This window comes from Burkholderia sp. MSMB1078WGS (genome assembly GCF_001528895.1).
GTDB lineage: Bacteria > Pseudomonadota > Gammaproteobacteria > Burkholderiales > Burkholderiaceae > Burkholderia.
This window is the reverse complement of sequence record NZ_LPDI01000091.1, coordinates 1-14,108: the sequence shown is the minus strand read 5'-3', so window position 1 is coordinate 14,108 and position 14,108 is coordinate 1. Positions and strand designations below refer to the sequence as shown.

At 70.1% G+C, this 14,108-nt stretch carries 12 protein-coding genes; 7 read left to right on the top strand and 5 right to left on the bottom strand.

All coding sequences use genetic code 11. The annotated features are described in order from the left end of the window. Nucleotides 1-7 precede the first annotated feature (7 nt). On the top strand, nucleotides 8-898 hold the full coding sequence (locus WT24_RS22560) for a DMT family transporter (RefSeq protein WP_060035909.1): 891 nt from the start codon (nucleotides 8-10) through the stop codon (nucleotides 896-898). On the opposite strand, the gene WT24_RS34580 is transcribed toward WT24_RS22560, so the two are convergent. Continuing rightward, nucleotides 867-1,022 carry a hypothetical protein gene (locus WT24_RS34580; RefSeq protein WP_156441859.1) on the bottom strand — a complete coding sequence of 52 codons (156 nt, stop codon included), beginning with the start codon at nucleotides 1,020-1,022 and terminating at the stop codon, nucleotides 867-869. The two genes, WT24_RS22560 and WT24_RS34580, sit on opposite strands and share 32 nt — an antisense overlap. Beyond that, nucleotides 1,019-2,233, bottom strand: coding sequence for an MFS transporter (locus WT24_RS22555; RefSeq protein WP_059501094.1), 1,215 nt, complete (start codon nucleotides 2,231-2,233; stop codon nucleotides 1,019-1,021). The genes WT24_RS34580 and WT24_RS22555 overlap by 4 nt, the downstream gene beginning before the upstream one ends. A gap of 335 nt (nucleotides 2,234-2,568) precedes the next feature. Here WT24_RS22555 and xdhA point away from each other — a divergent pair, with 335 nt between their 5' ends. From xdhA to WT24_RS22535, 4 genes are all read left to right on the top strand, one after another. Further along, nucleotides 2,569-4,143: a xanthine dehydrogenase small subunit gene (gene xdhA / locus WT24_RS22550; protein WP_060035908.1), complete on the top strand. Its 1,575-nt coding sequence runs from the start codon at nucleotides 2,569-2,571 to the stop codon at nucleotides 4,141-4,143. An 18-nt stretch (nucleotides 4,144-4,161) separates the two neighbouring features. After that, on the top strand, nucleotides 4,162-6,525 hold the full coding sequence (xdhB, locus tag WT24_RS22545) for a xanthine dehydrogenase molybdopterin binding subunit (protein ID WP_059501096.1): 2,364 nt from the start codon (nucleotides 4,162-4,164) through the stop codon (nucleotides 6,523-6,525). A gap of 69 nt (nucleotides 6,526-6,594) precedes the next feature. Continuing rightward, on the top strand, nucleotides 6,595-7,212 hold the full coding sequence (xdhC, locus tag WT24_RS22540; protein ID WP_060035907.1) for a xanthine dehydrogenase accessory protein XdhC: 618 nt from the start codon (nucleotides 6,595-6,597) through the stop codon (nucleotides 7,210-7,212). A 100-nt stretch (nucleotides 7,213-7,312) separates the two neighbouring features. Continuing rightward, nucleotides 7,313-7,714 (top strand): nuclear transport factor 2 family protein, encoded by a 402-nt coding sequence (locus WT24_RS22535; RefSeq protein ID WP_060035906.1) that lies wholly within the window; start codon nucleotides 7,313-7,315, stop codon nucleotides 7,712-7,714. 43 nt (nucleotides 7,715-7,757) lie between these two features. Here WT24_RS22535 and WT24_RS22530 read toward each other — a convergent pair whose 3' ends face one another. From WT24_RS22530 to WT24_RS22520, 3 genes are all read right to left on the bottom strand, one after another. Continuing rightward, the gene (locus tag WT24_RS22530) at nucleotides 7,758-8,705 is read right to left on the bottom strand and encodes a LysR family transcriptional regulator (protein ID WP_034206550.1); all 948 of its coding nucleotides are present in this window, start codon (nucleotides 8,703-8,705) and stop codon (nucleotides 7,758-7,760) included. A gap of 69 nt (nucleotides 8,706-8,774) precedes the next feature. Next, nucleotides 8,775-9,413 (bottom strand): 2-hydroxychromene-2-carboxylate isomerase, encoded by a 639-nt coding sequence (locus WT24_RS22525; RefSeq protein ID WP_059501124.1) that lies wholly within the window; start codon nucleotides 9,411-9,413, stop codon nucleotides 8,775-8,777. A 94-nt stretch (nucleotides 9,414-9,507) separates the two neighbouring features. After that, nucleotides 9,508-10,950, bottom strand: coding sequence for a TAXI family TRAP transporter solute-binding subunit (locus WT24_RS22520; RefSeq protein ID WP_059501099.1), 1,443 nt, complete (start codon nucleotides 10,948-10,950; stop codon nucleotides 9,508-9,510). A 432-nt stretch (nucleotides 10,951-11,382) separates the two neighbouring features. Here WT24_RS22520 and WT24_RS22510 point away from each other — a divergent pair, with 432 nt between their 5' ends. Continuing rightward, nucleotides 11,383-11,748: a BON domain-containing protein gene (locus WT24_RS22510; protein WP_059501100.1), complete on the top strand. Its 366-nt coding sequence runs from the start codon at nucleotides 11,383-11,385 to the stop codon at nucleotides 11,746-11,748. Between the two features lie 138 nt (nucleotides 11,749-11,886). Then, nucleotides 11,887-13,977, top strand: a complete 2,091-nt coding sequence (locus WT24_RS22505) for a D-(-)-3-hydroxybutyrate oligomer hydrolase (protein WP_060035904.1) — start codon at nucleotides 11,887-11,889, stop codon at nucleotides 13,975-13,977. Nucleotides 13,978-14,108: the final 131 nt, after the last annotated feature.

Genomic DNA, 14,108 nt, shown 5'->3' with positions numbered 1-14,108 from the left:
TGTCGCCATGAACCTGTCGCTTTATTTCGTCACCGTGCTGATCTGGGGCACTACCTGGATCGCGATCAAGTGGCAACTCGGCTCGGTGCCGCCGCCCGTGTCGATCGCGTGGCGCTTCTGGCTCGCGGCCGCCGTGCTGTTCGCCCTGCTGCGCGTGATGCGCCGACCGGTGCGCCCGCCGCGCGAAGCGTGGCGCTTTCTCGCCGCGCAGGGCTTCGCGCTGTTCTGCCTGAATTTCCTGTGCTTCTACTATGCGGAGCAGGTCGTGCCGAGCGGGCTCGTCGCGGTGATCTTCTCGACTGCGCCGCTGCTGAACTCGATCAACGGCTGGCTGTTCATGGGCCGCCCGCTGCGGCCGTCGGCGATCGCGGGCGCGCTGCTCGGCCTGACCGGCATCGCATGCCTGTTCTGGCAGCAGATGGCCGGCCATCTCGACGATCACGCGACGTGGATCGGGCTCGCGATCGCGTTCGCCGGCACGATGTGTTTCTCGGCGGGCAACCTGCTGTCGAGCCGGATGCAGTCGATGGGGCTGCATCCGCTCGCGACCAACGGCTGGGCGATGCTGATCGGCGCGGCGATCCTGACCGTCGGCAGCGCGGTGGCCGGAATGCCGTTCACGCTCGACATGAGCCCGCGCTATCTCGGCGCGCTCGTGTACCTGGCCGTGCCGGGCTCGGTGATCGGCTTCACCGCCTACCTGACGCTCGTCGGCCGGATCGGGCCGGAGCGCGCCGCGTACTGCACGGTGCTGTTCCCGATCGTCGCGCTGGCCGTGTCGACGGTGTTCGAGGGCTACCAATGGTCGCCGCTCGCGGTGATCGGGCTGCTGCTCGTGGTGGCCGGCAATCTCGTCGCGTTCGATCTCACGCGCCGGTTGTTTCTGCGGACGGCGTGACCGCGCCGGCCATCGCGACGGCCGCCATATAAAAAAACGCCTGCGCGATGCAGGCGTTTTCTTTTTGACGCGACGGCGCCGCGACTTTCGCAACTGGCCGCCGTGGGGCGAGCGGCGTGATCAAGCCGCCGCGCCGCTTCCCGCCACACGCGCCTGCCGCTGATACAGCACCATCGAGAGCGCGACGCCCGCGGCGGCGGCCACCGCCGCGAACAGGAACACCTGCGGATAGCCGAACGCGCCCGCGACATAGCCGGCGAGCGGGCCGGTGATGCCGAGCGACAGGTCGAGGAACACCGAATACGCGGACAGCGCCGCGCCGCGGCTCGCGGGCGGCACGAGTGCGACGGCCTCGACGCCGAGCGCCGGGAAGATCAGCGCGAAGCCGAAGCCCGTCAGTGCCGCGCCGACGAGCGCGACGTGCGGCACCGGCGCGAGCCACAGCAGCACGAGGCCCGCGCATTCGAACGCGAACGACACGATCGCGACGCGGAAGCCGCCGTGGGTCTTGATCGTGTTCGCGAACAGCAGGCGCGCGCCGATGAACAGCGTGCCGAACACGGTCAGCGACAGCGCGGCGTTCGGCCAGTGGCGCGCCGCGTAGTACAGCGTGACGAACGTCGCGATCGAGCCGAAGCCGGCCGAGCCGAGCGCGAGGCCGAGGCCGTGCGGCAGCACGCGCGTGAACACGCTCGCATACGACATCCGTTCGCCGTGCACGAGCGGCACGGCAGCGATCAGGCGGGCGAGGTAGAAGCCGAGCGCGGCCAGCGCGATCACGATCACGCCGATCAGCGCCGGATTCAGCGTATGGGCGATCGCGACGCCGACCGGCGCGCCGAGCGCGAGCGCGCCGTAGGTCGCGATGCCGTTCCACGAGATCACCTTCGCGTTGTGCGCGACGCCGACCCGGCCGATGCCCCACAGGATCGCGCCGGTGCCGCACAGGCTTTCGCCGACGCCGAGCACGAGCCGGCTCGCGATCAGCAGCACGAGGCTCGCGACCGGCCAGTGTGCGAGCAGCAGCGCGACGAGCAGCAGCACGCCCGACACGCCGCAGCCGACCAGCCCGCGCAGCACCGTCTGCTTCGGCCCCAGCGTATCGGCGAGGCGCCCGGCGAGCGGCCGCGACGCGAGCGTCGCGAAATACTGGACGCTGATCGCGCCGCCCGCGACGATCGCGGAAAAGCCGAGGTCGTCGTGGACGAAGCCCGGCAGCACCGCGAGCGGCAGGCCGATGGTCAGGTAGCAGATGAACGTGAAGCAGACGACGGACACGATTTGCAGCGTGACCGCGAACCCGCTGTGCGGCGGTGTGGCGGAATCGGTTGACATGGGGTCGGAACGAATGACGGATCGGACGGAAAACGGCGGAAAAGGGAATCGGGATTTTCCCATGGAACCGGTTTTCACGCAGGTACCGTTTAGTTAACTGCCTGCGGTTCGTGAAGACGACCGGCGGTCGCGGGCGCCGGAAACGGGCGCGGCGCACCGTGCGGCAAGGGGCGCGGGCGGTCGGGCGCGCATATCGCGGCAGTTATATGAGCCGCATGCGCGATGGGCTATGGGTTGCGGAATTTGACGGTGATAGCGTGCAAACTGTCGGAAAAACGTCGGTCGAGCGCTCCGCGCAGGCCGCCTAGCCCCCCAATTTGAAGAAACACCGAGACATGAGTGAGCCGATCCGCTTCTACCATCGTCACGCGATCCGCGAAGTCAGCGGCGCGGACGTGACCCGCACCGTGCTGCAATACCTGCGCGAGGACGCGCATTGCACCGGCACCAAGGAAGGCTGCGCGGAAGGCGACTGCGGCGCGTGCACGGTCGTCGTCGGCGAACTGACCGACGCCGGTGCGGTCGAGTTCAAGGCCGTCAACGCGTGTATCCAGTTCTTGCCGACGCTCGACGGCAAGGCGCTCCTGACGGTCGAGGACCTGCGCCAGCCGGACGGCGCGCTCCATCCGGTGCAGCAGGCGATGGTCGATTGCCACGGTTCGCAATGCGGGTTCTGCACGCCCGGCTTCGTGATGTCGATGTGGGCGCTGTACGAGAAGCACGGCCACGAAGGCTGCGGCAACGCGTGCGCGAAGGCGAAGGACGTGCCGACGCGCACCGAGATCGCCGATGCGCTGACCGGCAACCTGTGCCGCTGCACCGGTTATCGCCCGATCGTCGATGCGGCGGTGCGGATGTTCGATGCGGCCGGCGAAGGCGCGGCCGGCGAAGGCGCGTCGGCGCCGTCGGCGGTGGTCGACACGGCGGCGCTTGCCCGCACGCTCGCATCGCTCAAGCGCGACGACACGTTCGACTACACGGCGGCCAACGGTGCGCGCTTCGCCGCGCCGCGCACGCTGGACGCGCTGGCCGCGCTGAAGGTCGAGCGTCCCGACGCGCGCATGCTCGCGGGTAGCACCGACATCGGCCTGTGGGTCACCAAGCAGATGCGCCGCCTCGACGATCTGCTCTACGTCGGCCAGATCGCCGAACTGCAGCAGGTCGTGGACGGCGACGACTGGATCGAGATCGGCGCGGGCGTGACGGTCGAGAAGGCCTATGCGGCACTCGCCCGCACGTACCCGGAGCTGACCGAGATGTGGAAGCGCTTCGCGTCGCTGCCGATCCGCAATGCGGGCACGATCGGCGGCAACGTCGCGAACGGCTCGCCGATCGGCGATTCGATGCCGGGCCTGATCGCGCTCGGCGCGCGCGTCGTGCTGCGCGGCGGCGACACGGTGCGCGAGCTGCCGCTCGAGGCGCTCTACACGGGCTATCAGCAAAAGGACATGGCGCCGCACGAGTTCGTCGTCGGCCTGAAGGTGCCGACCCGCACCGGCGCGCGCGCGAAGCTGCAGTTCCGCACCTACAAGCTGTCGAAGCGGTTCGACTCCGACATCTCGGCCGTGTGCGCGGCGTTCGCGTTCATCGCGGACGGCGACACGATCCGCGAGCCGCGCGTCGCGTTCGGCGGGATGGCGGCGACGCCGAAGCGCGCCACGCATACGGAAGCCGTGCTCGACGGCGCACAGTGGCACGAAGCCACCGCGCAGGCCGCGATGCAGGCGCTCGAGCGCGACTACCAGCCGCTGTCCGACATGCGCGCGACGAGCACGTATCGTCTCGATACCGCGAAGAACCTGATGTATCGCTTCTGGCTGGAGACGCGTCCGCACGATCCGCTGCCGCCGCAGGCGCTGAACGTGCGCGAAGTGGCCGCCGAAGTTGCCGACGACGCGGCGCGCGTCTGAAGACGGAGAACACCGAACATGAACCAGCAAGCAGAACCGTTCCTCAGCACCGTCGACCCGCAGGCCGACGCCGCGCAAGTGCACGTGTCGCGCGCGCACGAGTCCGCCCACCTGCACGTGAGCGGGCGCGCCACCTACACCGACGACATCCCGCTCGTCGCGGGCACGCTGCACGCGGCGCTCGGGTTGTCGGCGAAGCCGCACGCGAGGATCGTGTCGATGAACTTCGACGCGGTGCGCGCGACGCCGGGCGTGGTCGCCGTGTTCACGGCCGACGACATCCCGGGCGTCAACGATTGCGGGCCGATCGTCCACGACGATCCGGTGCTCGCGAAGGGCGTCGTGCAGTTCGTCGGCCAGCCGATGTTCATCGTCGTCGCGACGTCGCACGAAACCGCGCGGCTCGCCGCGCGCCGCGCGCAGGTCGACTACGAGGAGCTGCCCGCGATCCTGACCGCGCAGGAAGCGCGCAAGGCCGAAACCTACGTGATCCCGCCGCTGAAGCTCGCGCGCGGCGACGCAGCCGCGCGGCTCGCCGCCGCGCCGCACCGCGAGTCGGGCGAGATGCTGCTCGGCGGGCAGGAGCAGTTCTACCTGGAAGGGCAGATCGCGTACGCGGTGCCGAAGGACGACGACGGGATGCACGTGTACTGCTCGACGCAGCACCCGAGCGAGATGCAGCACCTCGTCGCGCACGTGCTCGGCGTCGCGTCGCACAACGTGCTGGTCGAATGCCGCCGGATGGGCGGCGGGTTCGGCGGCAAGGAATCGCAGTCGGGCCTGTTCGCGTGCTGCGCGGCGCTTGCCGCGTGGAAGCTGCTGTGCCCGGTGAAGCTGCGTCCGGACCGCGACGACGACATGATGATCACCGGCAAGCGGCACGACTTCCATTACCGCTTCGACGTCGGCTACGACGACGACGGCCGCATCGACGGCGTCGCGCTCGACATGACGTCGCGCTGCGGCTTCTCGGCCGACCTGTCGGGCCCGGTGATGACGCGCGCGGTGTGCCACTTCGACAACGCGTACTGGCTTGGCGACGTCGACATCGCCGGCTACTGCGGCAAGACCAACACGCAGTCGAACACCGCGTTCCGCGGCTTCGGCGGCCCGCAGGGCGCGTTCGCGATCGAATACATCCTCGACGACATCGCGCGCTCGCTCGGCCGCGATCCGCTCGACGTGCGCTACGCGAACCTGTACGGCAAGACCGAACGCAACGTGACGCCGTACGGGCAGACGGTCGAGGACAACGTCCTGCACGAGCTGCTCGGCGAACTCGAGACGACGAGCGACTACCGTGCGCGGCGCGCGGGCGTGCGCGCGTTCAACGCGCGCAACCCGGTGCTGAAGAAGGGCATCGCGCTCACGCCGGTGAAATTCGGCATCGCGTTCAACGTCACGCACTTCAACCAGGCCGGCGCGCTGGTGCACATCTACACCGACGGCTCGGTGCTCGTGAACCACGGCGGCACGGAAATGGGACAGGGGCTCAACACGAAGGTCGCGCAGGTGGTCGCGCACGAGCTCGGCATCCGCTTCGGCCGGATCCGCGTGACGGCGACCGATACGAGCAAGGTCGCGAACACGTCCGCGACCGCCGCGTCGACGGGCTCGGACCTGAACGGCAAGGCCGCGCAGGATGCGGCGCGCCAGTTGCGCGAGCGGCTCGCGGCGTTCGCGGCGAAGCAGTTCGGCGACGGCACGGTCGATGCGGCCGACGTGAAGTTCGGCAACGACTTCGTGTGGATCGGCGGCGCGAGCGTGCCGTTCGGCGAAGTGATCGCGAAGGCCTACCTGGCGCGCGTGCAGCTGTGGTCCGACGGCTTCTACGCGACGCCGAAGCTGCACTGGGATCAGTCGAAACTGCAGGGCCGCCCGTTCTACTACTACTCGTACGGCGCGGCCGTGTCGGAAGTCGTGATCGACACGCTGACGGGCGAGATGCGCACGCTGCGCGTCGATGCGCTGCACGACGTGGGCGCGTCGCTGAACCCGGCGCTCGACATCGGCCAGGTCGAAGGCGCGTTCATCCAGGGGATGGGGTGGCTGACGACCGAGGAGCTGTGGTGGAACCAGGGCGGCAAGCTGATGACGCATGCGCCGTCCACGTACAAGATCCCGACGGTGAACGACACGCCGCCCGAGTTCAACGTGCGGCTGTTCCAGAACCGCAACGTCGAGGACAGCATCCACCGCTCGAAGGCCGTCGGCGAGCCGCCGCTGCTGCTGCCGTTCTCGGTGTTCTTCGCGGTGCGCGACGCGATCGCGGCAGTCGGCGATTACCAGGTGAATCCGCCGCTCGACGCGCCGGCCACCGGCGAGTCGATCCTGCGCGCGATCGGCGCGGTGCGTGCGGCCCGCGCGGGCCAGGCAGGCTGACATGAAACGCTCTTTGCGCGCGCTTCGTACGTTGCCCGCTCACGGCGGCATGGCCCGGCGGAGGCTGGCATGAACGGGCCGGCCCAGCCGTCGCGCGCCGCGTCGACCCCGGCGTTCGCGCAAGGCACCGGCCAGCGCAACCGCGCGACCGGCGCGCCGGCGCCGATGCACATCGTGCTGTTCGGCGCCGGGCACGTCGGCCACGCGCTCGTCACGCTGCTCGGCGCGCTGCCGTGCGTCGTGCAGTGGGTCGACACGCGCGACGAGCTGTTCCCGGACGAATGTCCGCCGAACGTGCAGCCGGAGCCGACCGACACGCCGGAGGCCGTCGTCGACGCGGCGCCGCCCGGTGCGTACTTCCTCGTGATGACGCACAACCACGCGCTCGACTTCTCGCTCGCCGCGCAGATCATGCGGCGGCGCGACTACGCGTACTTCGGGATGATCGGCTCGCGCACCAAGCGCGTGAAGTTCGAGCGCCGGCTTACCGCGCGCGGCGTCGATCCGGCGCGGCTCGTCGAGATGGTGTGTCCGATCGGTGTCGCCGGCATCGTCGACAAGGCGCCGGGCGCGATCGCGGTGGCCGTCTGCGCGGAGCTGCTGCAGGCACGCTCGGGCATGCGGGTGGCCGATGCGAAGGCGGCGGTGGCCGGGCGCGCACGCGAAGACGTGTCCTGCGCGCGGTAAAACGCCGATGTCGCGCGGCCGGCGCACGGCCGCGCGTTTTTGCATACACTGCACGACGACGCGCGGCAGCGGGCCGTGCTTCACCTCACCGTGCACACCCATGTCCGATCACTCCGTCTATCTCGACGCGCTCGATGCGAGCCTCGTCGCCATCGAGCGCTGGCTGTCCGGCGTCGATACCGCGCCGGCGGCGCTCGATGCGCTGCTCGCGGCGTTTGCCGCCGATTTCACGATGACCCTGACCGACGGCCGCGTGGTCGACCGTGACGGCACGCGCGCGCTGTTCGCGAAGCTGGCCGGCGCGAAGCCGGGGCTGCGCATCACGCTGTCGGAGATCCGCGTGCTCGCGGCCGACGCATCGCATGCGGTGATCGCCTATCTCGAAGCGCAGCACGCGGCGGCGGGCGAGTTGCCCGCGCGCCGTGCGACCGCCGTGTTCGCGCGCGACGCGGCGGACGTCGTGCGCTGGACCCATCTGCAGGAAACCTTCTGCACGGCCTGAGCGGCCGCGCTGTCGAACGGTCGCGCGGCGCGCCGGCCGCGCATCAGCGCTTGCGCGTGCGGGCGACCGTCAGCTCGTCGGATACGCTCTGCATCAGCGCGCACAGCCACGCGATGTCGGTCGGCCGATCGGGCTGCGGATGCGTGAGCAGGTAGCTCTTGATACGCGGGAACGGCACGGGCGGCGCGACGACGACGAGCGGCAGCAGTTGCGCATAGTGCGTCGCGAAGCGGCGCGTCGTCGTGAAGATCAGGTCCGACTGCAGCAGCACCTGCGGCACGATCCCGAAGTACGGCAGCGTCGTCACGATGCGCCGCGTGAGGCGTGCGCGCGCCAGGCCGATCTCGATCGCGTTGCGCTTGTCGCCGGTGTACGGGGTGGGCGCGACGTGCGCGGCCGACGCATACGCGTCGCGCGTGAGCGGCACGCGGGCGAGCGGATGCGCGTCGCGCATCAGGCATACGATCGTGTCGGAGAACAGGTCCTGGCGCGCGAACTGCGGGTCGGGCTTCGGCCAGTTGCCGATCACGAGATCGAGCGCGCCCGATTCGAGCGCACCCGCGTGGTCGAGCGCGGGATTCAGCGAATCGATCTCCAGATGGGCATGCGGCGCCGCGTCGCGAAAGCGCTCGATCAGCGTCGGCATGAAGAAATCGTTCAGGTAGTCGGGCGCGGCGACGCGGAACGTGCGCCGCGCGGACGACGGATCGAAGTCGCCGTGCGGCGTCGCGATGAAATCGACCTCGCGCAGCGCGCGCGATGCGGCGTCGAGCAGCGACGCGCCGTATTCGGTCGGCACCATGCCGGACTTGCCGCGCACGAGGATCGGGTCGTTCAGCGTCTCGCGCAGCTTGCGCAGCGCGGTGCTGATCGCGGGCTGGGTCTGGTTCAGCCGCAGCGCGGCCTGCGTGACGCTGCGCTCGAGCAGCAGCGTGCGCAACACGCGCACGAGCCAGATGTCGAGCGAGGCGGTACGGTCGTCGTCTTCCATCGATGGGGGGTGATTCCGGTGACGCGTAACCTTACCGCAGCCGCGCGTTGCCGTGCGTGATACCGGCCATCACGCGCGGCCCTTCGGCAGCGTGCTGATCCGCTTGACCTCGCGCGATTCGAGCCAGTTCGGCGTGCGCGCGCAGTACAGCACCATCGGCAGCGCGTCCTCGCCCCAGAACAGCTGCTTGTTCATCCAGAAGGTGGGCACGCCGAACACGCCGAGCGAGATCGCGTCGGCCGTGTTGCGGGTCAGTTGTGCAGCGGTTTCCTCGAATTCGATCAGCTCGTCGCCGTGGCCGACGCCGACGCGTTCGCACAGCGCCGCGAAGCCTTCCGGCGTCGACGGATCGTTCCCTTCGCGCCAGATGAAGCGAAACATTTCCAGCACCGTCACGATATCGGCGCGCAGCGCGATCGCGAGGCGCAGGACCTTGTCGGAATCGAACGGATGCGCGGGCGGCATCTTGAAGCGGATGCCGAGTTGTTCCGCGCGAAACAGCGCATGCCGGTACGTGAACACGCGTTTGGCCGGCACGTCGGCGCTCGGGCGTTGGCCCCAGTGGCGCTGCAGGTCGGGCAGCGAGACGGCGACCGGGTTGAACGGCACGTCCGGCCATTTGTCGTGCTGTTCGAGCAGCAGATACGAGAACGGCGACACGAAGTCGAAGAACCAGGCGGGTTGGGCGGTGTCGAGGCCGGTTGTCATGTCGTTCTCCAGAAGGTGGGGCGTGCGGCGCCTGGCGGCGGCCTCCATGTTACGCGGCGGCGCGCGCATGCAGCAATGATCGCGGATCGTTCGCTTACGCGGAACCGGGAGTCGCCCGGGGGGCGTCGCCGGCCGGCGGCGGGTCGGTTTCCGTGCGTGCCGGCGGATTGCCGGCGCCGGGCGGGGCCGCCGGCGCATCCTGGTCGTGCGCGGTGAGCCGTTCGCGCACGAAGCCGATGTGCTCGCGCAGCACGTAGAACTGCCCCGCGTACGCGAGCGGCATCTTCATCCGGTTCACCGCTTCCTCGATGTCGTCGAGCTCGTCGAGCAGCTTGACGCGCTCCTCGGCCGTATGTTCGCCGAGCGCGCTGCGCTCGAGCGCGATCAGCGCGCCGTACCAGCGGTAGATGCGCGAGCGCACGCGCCAGCCGTACAGCGACGGCACGAGCCGCAACCCGGGAATCAGCACGACGATCAGCGGCACGACCACCACCAGCAGCCGGTCGACGAGGCTCGCGACCCAGAACGGCAGCCGTCGGTACAGGAAGGTCTTGCCCGACTTGTAGTAGCGGGCGGCATCGTCGGACAGCGGGAAGCCGCGCGTGACGGACGACGGGAATTCGCCTGCGTGCTGCAGGATCGTCGCGTGGCCGTGCACTTCGCGCGCCGCCTCGATCAGCAGGTCGGACAGCGCGGGGTGCAGCGAGTCGCGCGCGACGAGTTCGATCGTCGGCGCGACCGTGTGGATGTCGGCGGGCGGCAGGTTGCGGCCGAGATCGTAGACGCCCATCGGCAGCGTGATCGCGGTCAGGTACGGAAAGCGCCGCGCATACGCGTCGGCCTGCGTGAACGAGTAGACGTGCACGCCCGGCGCGCGGAACAGCTTCGCCATCACCGGGATCTGCGTCGAGTCGCCCGACAGGAACGCGGCGTCGATCTTGCCGTCGAGCAGCGCGGTCGCGGCGTCCTCGCCGGCGGTCGGCAGGAGCTCGGTCGGGCCGCCCGGCACGATGCCGTTCATCTTCAGCAGCGCGAGGCTCAGTTCGCGCGCGCCGCTGCCTTGCGCGCCGAGCGCGAGCCGCTTGCCCTTGAAGTCGGACAGGCGCCCGACGACCGGGCCGCGGTACATGATCGCGAGCGGCACGTAGCCGATGCTGCCGAGCGACACGAGATGCTCGTCGCGCTCCTTCGGGCCGATGCCGCTCTGCACGAAGCCGACGTCGACCGGCGCGTTCGGGTTCGACAGCCGCGCGAGGTTCTGCGCGGAACCTTCGGACGATTGAACGTCGAGCGTGACGCCGTTTTTCGCGAGGATCGTCTTGTATTTCTGGGCGGCGTTCCAGTAGGTGCTGCCGGGCGGCCCGGACGAAATCACGAGCGTGGACGGCGGCGCCGGCTGGATCAGCTTGACCGCGAGCCAGACGGCCGCGCCGGCGAGCAGCACGGTCGGGCCGATCGACAGCGCGAGGTCGCGCCACGAGACGGCGACGAAGCGGGCGAGGATACGGCGCGGCGGGCGAGGGCGGGCTGGCTTCATGGGATCGGCGGATGACGCTGGCGTGACGCATCGGTGAAGGTCGTCACCGGACGACACGGATGCTCGCGGCGATGGTACCCGGTTTCGCCGTGCATGCGCGAGTCGCGGCGGGATTGCACGGCGGCGCGGCGACAGCGGCGCGCGCCGTCGCGTCAAAAGCTTTGCGCTTCCGCGGGCGCTGGATTACATTGTGCGACGCAGCCGCGCCCGAATCGCGCGCGACCCGGCACGTCATGAGACCGGGCGAGTCCGGCCGGCGGCTGTCCGGCCCGGCCGGCCCGCTTTCGCGTGCGCCGGCCGCCGGCCCGTGACGCCTCTCTCGTATCGCCGTGGAAAACACCGGCTGTCCCGCCCGTTCGCGCGCGGGCCGGCTGTTTTTGGGGGTATCCGGCCGTACTGTGCACGGCCGTTCCGGAGTGATAAGGAGATAGCATGAAGTCGATCGTGTTGAGAGCGTTGGGTGTCGCCGCCGTGGCGGCCTGTCTGTCGGGCAGCGTGTATGCGCAGTCGAGCGACGCAGCGGCAACGGAAGCGCCGTCGGCCGCGGCGAGCGCGCCGAAGGCCGCCGCGAAAACCGCGAAGAAGGCGAACCGCAAGCTCGGCTACGCGGTGCGCAAGGCCATTACGAAGGCAGGCGGCATCGACGTGGCGAACCTCGTCGTGCGTTCGAAGGGCGGCGCGATCTCGCTGGAGGGCACGGTGCCCGACCAGGCACAGATCGACAAGGCGGAAGCGGCAGCCAAGAGCGTGAAGGGCGTGACGTCGGTCACGAACAAGCTGACGGTTCAGCAGCAGTAATGCCGGGCGGCGGCGCGCGAGCGCCGCGTGCGCCCGTTTCCAGGCGGGCCCCGGCATGCCGGGGCCCGTTTGCGCTTCAGAAACCGAACGCCGTGCGCGGCGCGGCGGCGGACCGATAACGATATCGAGGGGGCGGCGATGACGAAGCTCGGGTGGGGCAGGCGGGTGGTGTGTGGGGCGGCGCTGGCCGCGGTCGCGATGCTCGGCGCCTGCAACGGCGACGAGTCGGCCGAGCGCAACCGGTTGCCCGGCTTCGTGTCCGGCAGCGTGCGCACGACGGCCTACGACGGCGCGAGCGACGACCTGCTGACGGCCGGCCTCGGCAAGACGGGCCTCGCCGCGGCGAGTGCGCCCGGCTTCGCGAACCCGTCGCGGCCGACGAGCGCCGAATTGCGTCGCCTTGCCATCTGGTCGAACTACCGCGCGCTCGTCGACATGAGCGCGAACGGCGGCTACGGCCGCTTCTGGGGGCCGAACGTCGACCTCGACGGCAACGATACGCTCGGCGAAGGCAAGATCCCCGGCACCGAATATCTCGCGTATGCCGACGACGGCAGCGGCGCGAAGAACGTGACGCTGCTCGTGCAGGTGCCCGCGAGCTTCGATCCCGCGCGGCCGTGCATCGTCACCGCGACGTCGTCCGGCTCGCGCGGCGTGTACGGCGCGATTTCCGCGGCCGGCGAGTGGGCGCTCAAGCGCGGCTGCGCGGTGGCCTACAACGACAAGGGCGGCGGCAACGGCGCGCACGAGCTCGGTTCCGACACCGTCACGCTGATCGACGGCACGCTCGCCAACGCGGTGCTGGCCGGCACCGCGAGCCTGTTCACCGCGAACGTGACGAGCGGCGATCTCGCCGCGTTCAACAGCCGCTTCCCGAACCGCTATGCGTTCAAGCACGCGCATTCGCAGCAGAATCCCGAGCAGGACTGGGGGCGCGTGACGCTGCAGTCGGTCGAGTTCGCGTACTGGGCGCTCAACGAGCAGTTCGGACCGCTGATCGACGGCGCGCGTCACGGCGTGCGCTATCGCGCGGGCGACATCACGACGATCGCCGCGTCGGTCAGCAACGGCGGCGGCGCCTCGCTCGCGGCGGCCGAGCAGGACGACCGCGGCTGGATTAGCGCGGTCGTGGTCGGCGAGCCGCAGATCAACGTGCGGATGGCGCCGAATGCGGTCGTTCGCGCGGGCGGCCAGCCGGTGCCGTCGTTCGGCCGGCCGCTGGCCGATTACGCGACGCTCGCGAACCTGCTGGAACCGTGCGCGGCCGCATCGGCGTCGCTGGCCGGCGCGCCGTACCTGAGCGCGCTGCCGGCCGCGACCACGCAGTCGATCCGCGCGCAGCGCTGCGCGACGCTCGCCGCGGCCGGGCTGGTGGCGGGCGCCGACACGCAGAGCCAGGCGGCCGACGCGCTCGCGCAGCTCCATGCGGCCGGCTATCTGGCCGATTCCGACCTGCTGCAGGCGTCGATGTGGGATTCGCAGGCGATTCCCGCGATCGCGGTCACCTATGCGAACGCGTACACGCGCTCGCGCGTGACCGACAACCTGTGCAACTTCAGCTTCGCGACGACGAACCCGGCGACCGGCGCGGTCGCGGCGCCCGCCGCGTCGCCGATGCCGGCCGTGTTCGGCGCCGGCAACGGCGTACCGCCGACGGCCGGCATCAATCTCGTGTTCAACAACGGCGCGGGCGTCGACCACCGGCTCGCGACGCCCGACGCGAGCTTCGCGGGCGCGCTGTGCCTGCGCCAGCTGTGGACGAACGGGATGCTCGGCATGCCCGCGAACGTCGACGCGGTGCGCGTGAACGCGAACCTGCACGGCAAGCCGGCGATCATCGTGCAGGGCCGCAGCGACGCGCTCGTTCCCGTGAACCACGCGTCGCGCGCGTACGTCGCGCAGAACGGCATCAGCGAAGCCGGGCGCAGCCAGCTGGTGTTCTACGAAGTGACGAACGGCCAGCACTTCGACGCATTCCTGTCGGTTCCGGGCTTCGACACGCGCTTCGTGCCGGTTCACTACTACAACGTGCAGGCGCTGAACCTGATGTGGAAGCACCTGAAGAACGGCGCGCCGCTGCCGCCGTCGCAGGTGATCCGCACGGTGCCGCGCGGCGGCACGCCGGGCGCCGCGCCCGCGCTGACGAGCGCGAACCTGCCGCCGATCTCGGCCGCGCCGGGCGCGAACGCGATCTCCGCCGGCGGCGGCACGATCGACGTGCCGCTCTGACGGCGGCCGTCGCGCCGCCTCCGAAGAAGCCGGACAGCCGTCCGGCTTTTTTTACGTGTGCGCCCAGCATGGGCGCATTCCTGCGGGTGGAAGTCCCGCCATAAGCTGATCACGGCAAATGAAGTGAAGCG

Coding starts and splice junctions, on each gene's coding strand:
- xdhA (WP_060035908.1), top strand. CDS start 2,569: ATGAGTGAGCCGATCCGCTTCTACCATCGTCACGCGATCCGCGAAGTC.
- WT24_RS22510 (WP_059501100.1), top strand. CDS start 11,383: ATGAAGTCGATCGTGTTGAGAGCGTTGGGTGTCGCCGCCGTGGCGGCC.
- WT24_RS22520 (WP_059501099.1), bottom strand. CDS start 10,950: ATGAAGCCAGCCCGCCCTCGCCCGCCGCGCCGTATCCTCGCCCGCTTC.
- WT24_RS22530 (WP_034206550.1), bottom strand. CDS start 8,705: ATGGAAGACGACGACCGTACCGCCTCGCTCGACATCTGGCTCGTGCGC.
- WT24_RS22525 (WP_059501124.1), bottom strand. CDS start 9,413: ATGACAACCGGCCTCGACACCGCCCAACCCGCCTGGTTCTTCGACTTC.
- WT24_RS22555 (WP_059501094.1), bottom strand. CDS start 2,233: ATGTCAACCGATTCCGCCACACCGCCGCACAGCGGGTTCGCGGTCACG.
- xdhC (WP_060035907.1), top strand. CDS start 6,595: ATGAACGGGCCGGCCCAGCCGTCGCGCGCCGCGTCGACCCCGGCGTTC.
- xdhB (WP_059501096.1), top strand. CDS start 4,162: ATGAACCAGCAAGCAGAACCGTTCCTCAGCACCGTCGACCCGCAGGCC.
- WT24_RS22505 (WP_060035904.1), top strand. CDS start 11,887: ATGACGAAGCTCGGGTGGGGCAGGCGGGTGGTGTGTGGGGCGGCGCTG.
- WT24_RS22560 (WP_060035909.1), top strand. CDS start 8: ATGAACCTGTCGCTTTATTTCGTCACCGTGCTGATCTGGGGCACTACC.
- WT24_RS22535 (WP_060035906.1), top strand. CDS start 7,313: ATGTCCGATCACTCCGTCTATCTCGACGCGCTCGATGCGAGCCTCGTC.